The sequence below is a fragment of the Leptolyngbya cf. ectocarpi LEGE 11479 genome, assembly GCF_015207065.1.
In the GTDB taxonomy this organism is placed as follows: Bacteria; Cyanobacteriota; Cyanobacteriia; order Phormidesmidales; family Phormidesmidaceae; genus Leptothoe; species Leptothoe ectocarpi.
This window is the reverse complement of record NZ_JADEXP010000422.1, coordinates 1-5,427: the sequence shown is the minus strand read 5'-3', so window position 1 is coordinate 5,427 and position 5,427 is coordinate 1. Positions and strand designations below refer to the sequence as shown.

Genomic DNA, 5,427 nt, shown 5'->3' with positions numbered 1-5,427 from the left:
GCCTGAGTAAGGATTATGAACGCTTACCCGAATCATCTGAGGCCATGATTTATATTGCCATGACTCGCTTGATGCTCAGGAGACTGGCATGATTTGATACACCCCTCTACCTTTTAAAACATCCTCTGAGGCGGGAGAGATAAATACATAGCTTCAGTCAAACAAGACCAGGTAGTCAGGAGAGGAGAAGAAGGATCAAAGTTCTAACCCCTGCTTACGATATTTAGATAGCAGATGCTGTTGATAGTCACCAGCTGATTCAGTAGTTTTAATGGGTAGATGATCAACTGCTGTAAACCATTGTGCCCATGTTTCAGTGATGGAAGCTTGAGGCTCCTTTGTTTTTGTCCAAGGTTGATGTTTATAACTTAAAAAGTCGATAAAATCGTTAACTTCTTGCAAGAGCACGCTTGGCAGCTGCTGCAATTTGGCAATCGTTATTTCACGAATCGTCATAATAAAAAATATAAGAATGTTCAGCGAGTATTTCTCAATTATATTGCAACTGATGAAATACGAAACGGTGCGTCATCTGCTGTTTGACCAGCCTTACCGCCGTGCGGCTAACCATTCAAGACCTGCACAAAAAGCACTACGCTGAACCCAACGACTGGAGTAAACCCATCTCCACCGGACGCCCGAAGAAGTCATGGCCATTTTGACCAAACGGGTGGCCATAGCTTAATCAAAGCATTGCTGATCCTCGGGATGGTTTGATCTGTAAGCAACCGTCCAATGACAACGGCTACAGATCGGTCCATTCCTTGGATCAGCAATGGCGTAATAGGCGTAGTGTGGGTGTTGCGATCTCAGTTTTTGATGGTCTACCGCAAGATTCAACCTGATACGCCGATCTGTCCTTTTTTACTTCCATGTTGCATGTACTCACGCGATACACGGTGTACGAGACTTGAAGAAACATAGAATAGCGTGAATCCAATCAATGGATGAAGAATCTCTAAATGAAGAGGTGTTTTGAGATGAATGCTGCAAAACTGCAGTCCAAGCAGCACAGGTAAACTAGCCGTCAGCCAGCGAGTTCTGCTAGAAAATGGAAGCATCAACGCCGCTACCAGCAGAATTAGTGACAGCCCACCGTACCCTCGCACGAGCCACACGTGAATAGTCCACCAGGCAGGATCGGTGAAGTAGGCAACACCAACCGTCAATACCTGAACAATTAAGCAAATGTTAAAGAGAATGGAAGTTGCGTAAAACCCAACTTTAACCCAGCTTGAAGCAACAAAAGAGCGATCTGTTTCTGAAGTTGTGGTCATGTCAGTTTACTGATTTTACAAGTTCTAAATTTGACATCCCCTGCATAAACAACACGGCTTTATTGACCAATTCGGGGCCTGCTTTCTCGGGCGAACCGGTATCAAATGGCGGAGCGGGATCGTACTCCATTAATAATTGAACAATCTTGGCGGTTTCTTCCCCGTAAAGGATACTTGCGATCGTTAAGCCAAAATCGATTCCGGCTGTCACGCCGCCGCCCGTGATGCGATTGCGATCTACGACGACACGCTCGGTGCCAACCTCAACCCCTGAATTTGCCATCAGCTGTTCACGCATTCCCCAGTGCGTCGCGGCTCGATACCCCTCTAGCAAATCTGCTTTTGCGAGAAACTCTGATCCGCCACACACAGAGGTGATAAACTTTGCGGTCTTGCCCTGTTTTTGAAGAAATTCAAGTATCTCTAGATCGTCTACAATTGCTTGCTGTCCTAGTCCGCCGCCGATACAGATGACGTCTAAGGGTGGGCAGTTTGAAAAGGTCGTATCCGGCAAAATGACCAATCCGTCATCGCAGGTAATGGGGGTTAAGCTTTTCCAGATTCGATGCAGTTCAACACCCGGAAGAGCGCTAAAAACTTGCTGCGGCCCCACCATATCTAATGCGGTCATACCAGGATAAAAGACTAAACCGATGGTGTACGTTTGTGAATCAGTCATAAGCGGATGTCCTCGTGGTCATTGCAAGTGAACTATCCTTATAGTAGAAATGCGAACCCACCGCGCCTAGTCCTCGATCGAGTACTCTTTTAGCCACCATGACGATTTCCTTAAAGCTTTTATTTGAAGAAATTCATCAGTTTAAGCATGAGGATGAATTGCGATCGCACCTGGCGCCAAAGGTGGGTGAGTACTTTGCTGCCAAGCGATCAGGAATCTTTTTCTTTGATCAGGTTCTAGCCGAACGCAAGTTTCAAAACGTTCTTAATATCGCCCTATCCCTTGAACATAATCCGGTCGCCCGCTACCTTGCAGACTGTCATACCCCCGTCCATGAAGGACTGGTAACAACACCCAAAGCTTGGAATCTGATCTGTCCTCGTCCGGATCACTGGCATGTAATGGCAGGACCGATTGTTAATGGCGGTCAGTTAATCGGTACGGTAGGTTGCACTCGTGAAAAGTCGATGCCAGCCTTTGACAATCAGGATTTAGCGGATCTAGGTGCCGTTTGTTTGCATTTGTCTACCTGGACTGCAACTGCGCGACTTGCGCGAAGCACTGTTAGACCTCGGCAACAACCATTGAGCACTCATCGGTTAACCCCTCGTGAATTACAGATCGCCCAGTTGGTTGCGTTAGGACGAACCAATGCAGCCATCGGGAAGGAACTTTGGATCACCGAAAATTCTGTCAAGCAGGCTCTGAAGCGAATGTTCCGTAAGCTAAGTGTTTCGTCGCGTACAGAAATGGTCGCACAGCTCCACTCCACACCACCCTCTATGGCAGGTAACGAGCCGTCTTAATCGGGCTTGGTGTCAAACTTTCAGTAACCTTTCGCCTATGTCTTAACCACTCTAATGAGCAGCATAACGGTAAAGTTGTGCGGCGGCAGATAGGCCCACTCCCTCCTGTTTCCATCCGTACCAACGGAGTGTTGGGCTGCTCTGGCATTCACGGTGAAATTTAGACAGCTTTAAGCTGTTTTTCAATTGCATCGCACGCTACATTCACCCCATTTTCTGCTCGAATAATTGCTCCAATTTTTATGGATCTAGCTGCATAATTAGGATTGTCTAATAATTCATTCAACTGTTTGGCAACTCGTTTCGCTATGTATTGTTTGCGAGAAACCGTTCGTGAAGTACCCAGGCGTTTAACTCTGGCTGCATTGTCTGGTTGATCGACGCTGTAAGGTGTCACCAGCGTTGGACGACCTGCCCGTAATGCCTGAGCCGTTGTGCCAACGCCGCCTTGATGAACGATTGCACAGGCCCGCGAAAAGAGTTGAGAGTACGGCGCATAGTTCACTGCAATTATACTGTTGGGAAGATTGGCTGGCGGCGCATTTTTACCCATCAGCAGTACAGCACGACGGTTTAAATGGTTGACCGCTTTGATGCTTTCCTCATAGAACTGTCCTGGAGACACCACTGCGGCTGACCCTAGCGTAAATACAATCGGTGGCTCACCTGCATTTAGAAATTGCTCTAGTTCAGAAGGAAGTTGTCTACCGCCCTCGCTGCCGTCGTAGAAGGTAAACCCTGTGAGTACTGTATTAGTCGGCCAATCTGGCTGGGGCTTAGCAAGGACTGGTGAGAACATCGTTAGGACTAAACCTGGAGGATATTTATCGTCAATCAATGGGTTACCTTTAAGGGGAGGCAGGTCAATCTCCTGTCGGAGTTGGTAAACTGGTTTTGCCCAAGCTTTTGATAAGAGTTTTGAGAGGGGTCTAATGCCGCGTTGGGCTATGAGGTTAAAGCCGGGTAGTTGGAAGATGGCGGGGAGTGCAGGCAGAACAGACGGATCGTAAGCAGAGAGAAAGGATAGGGGTTGCAGAACCGTCGGTATCCACGAAATTCCTAGTTTTTCTGCGACTAATCTGGCTGCCAGTACGCCTTCACCGTTGATGATGAGATCGGCATTTTTGGCTGTGTTCATCAAGTCTGTGTAGGTTTCACGCAAGCTGGCACAAACCCAATTTCTAACCACATATTCTGTGCCTGTTCTCAGATCCATCATTCGTGCCATTTCTTCAGGATCGTTGAGTGCGGTGTTGTCAGGCCGCATTCGGTGAAACTCAAATCCGAGAGCTTCGATTTTGTGCTGATATTCTCGATGAGTTGCAAACACAATATCGTGACCTCGACGACGTAACTCAAGCGCGATCGCAATCTTTGGATGTAAATCTCCAAAAGATCCAATAGTGGTTAAAACGATTCGGCTCACTCCTTTGCCTCTCGATAAGCGACACTGCATAGATATGATGAGTCAATCCTAATGCTTTGCTGCTTTGCCAGCAAAATTAAAATACTGTCCTCACCGAGCTTTGAAGCTGTCCATACTCAGCTCCCAGCTACCATCCGAATGGTATTTTGGTATCACAGATTTGTAACATGTAGTTCACCGTTTTTTATTCTCACCCCAACAATAAAATTCTCGGCATCTTTCAGTGAATTGATGCTTACGAATACCATGCGCGTAGATTACGTTCTAACTCTGAAGTCCCTTTCAGGAAGCTAATGAGGCTATAATAAATGCGAGAAAGCCGGGCAGTCATGTTGATACTGCATTGAATTCATAACTATCCCAGGAAATTAAAGAAAATTTAGGGAATAAAGGGTTCAAATCGATTCTAACAAGGGGGAATGACACAATCATGAACAATCAAACACAACCAAAATTCAGAATTTATCCATCCATCGGTATCGCGCGCATTGGCAATGGACCAGCCGAAAAAGAGTGCGTAATTTTTAGTCCTGAGATCCCTTGGGCCAATCTTTTTGAAGTCGATAATGATTACCTCACCGAAGATGGGAGAATCAAAAAACAAGCCCAACGGTTTTATATCTATGCTTGTGATGATGAGGGAAATCCGGTAGGTCAGATCGAACCCGACGACTATAACATCGAGTGGACGGTCGAAGTCGCGAATAAGAAGCCATTTTGGTACGATTTCAATAATAGCCTTGACCTCTCGATCCAACTCGACAATCATCAAAATCTCAGCCCTAGATTTTTCGATGATCGCATCGCACCCGCTATTAGTACGCGCTATCGCAACCCTAATGTGCTTGACGAAGGGAAACGAAAGGACGGCGCACGTAATTATCGACATGAGCTGGTTAACAGCCCTCCGGCTGTTTCTGTAGATAGCAACAACAACTATCAGAAAATCGGTGGACAATTCCCCTTTCCCAACACACTTGATGAGGATGGAAAAGATTCCCAAAAACTGATCAGTAAACTAGCCAAAAAGTTGGGAAGAGAGCCGCACGACGTCAATCTTGGTACAATCGAATACGATAACGGCATGCTTATCTTCTATGCGGCTGATGGTCTTTCAGGCTCTCTCAATCCGTCTGATTTAAATACCGATTTTGCGGACAATTCAAATTGGTATGACGACATTTGCGACGGTCGTGTCACCGCCCGCATCACGCACAAAACCACCCAGGAAACCTACGA

At 46.5% G+C, this 5,427-nt stretch carries 6 protein-coding genes and 1 pseudogene; 3 read left to right on the top strand and 4 right to left on the bottom strand.

What is annotated here, in order from left to right; genetic code table 11:
* Positions 1-92 (top strand): annotated as a pseudogene (locus IQ260_RS27440) (IS5/IS1182 family transposase); the annotation flags it as partial.
* Positions 93-195: 103 nt separating this feature from the next.
* On the opposite strand, the gene IQ260_RS27435 reads toward IQ260_RS27440, so the two are convergent.
* From IQ260_RS27435 to IQ260_RS27425, 3 genes are all read right to left on the bottom strand, one after another.
* Positions 196-456, bottom strand: a complete 261-nt coding sequence (locus tag IQ260_RS27435) for a DUF2281 domain-containing protein (RefSeq protein ID WP_193996255.1) — start codon at positions 454-456, stop codon at positions 196-198.
* Between the two features lie 380 nt (positions 457-836).
* A complete protein-coding gene (locus IQ260_RS27430) occupies positions 837-1,277 on the bottom strand; it encodes a DUF6220 domain-containing protein (RefSeq protein WP_193996254.1) in 441 nt (146 codons plus the stop codon).
* A 1-nt stretch (position 1,278) separates the two neighbouring features.
* The gene (locus IQ260_RS27425) at positions 1,279-1,956 is read right to left on the bottom strand and encodes a DJ-1/PfpI family protein (protein ID WP_193996253.1); all 678 of its coding nucleotides are present in this window, start codon (positions 1,954-1,956) and stop codon (positions 1,279-1,281) included.
* 98 nt (positions 1,957-2,054) lie between these two features.
* On the opposite strand from IQ260_RS27425, the gene IQ260_RS27420 reads away from it, so the two are divergent.
* A complete protein-coding gene (locus IQ260_RS27420; RefSeq protein ID WP_193996252.1) occupies positions 2,055-2,762 on the top strand; it encodes a LuxR C-terminal-related transcriptional regulator in 708 nt (235 codons plus the stop codon).
* Between the two features lie 160 nt (positions 2,763-2,922).
* Here the strand turns inward: IQ260_RS27420 and IQ260_RS27415 are convergent, their stop codons facing one another.
* Positions 2,923-4,188 (bottom strand): glycosyltransferase, encoded by a 1,266-nt coding sequence (locus tag IQ260_RS27415; protein WP_193996251.1) that lies wholly within the window; start codon positions 4,186-4,188, stop codon positions 2,923-2,925.
* A gap of 430 nt (positions 4,189-4,618) precedes the next feature.
* On the opposite strand from IQ260_RS27415, the gene IQ260_RS27410 reads away from it, so the two are divergent.
* Positions 4,619-5,427, top strand: an 809-nt coding sequence (locus IQ260_RS27410; RefSeq protein WP_193996250.1) for a LodA/GoxA family CTQ-dependent oxidase, incomplete at its 3' end; no start/stop codon positions are given.

What these genes read in the sequence shown, in the direction of transcription:
- IQ260_RS27435 (WP_193996255.1), bottom strand. Translation starts at nt 456, where the DNA reads ATGACGATTCGTGAAATAACGATTGCCAAATTGCAGCAGCTGCCAAGC.
- IQ260_RS27430 (WP_193996254.1), bottom strand. Translation starts at nt 1,277, where the DNA reads ATGACCACAACTTCAGAAACAGATCGCTCTTTTGTTGCTTCAAGCTGG.
- IQ260_RS27425 (WP_193996253.1), bottom strand. Translation starts at nt 1,956, where the DNA reads ATGACTGATTCACAAACGTACACCATCGGTTTAGTCTTTTATCCTGGT.
- IQ260_RS27420 (WP_193996252.1), top strand. Translation starts at nt 2,055, where the DNA reads ATGACGATTTCCTTAAAGCTTTTATTTGAAGAAATTCATCAGTTTAAG.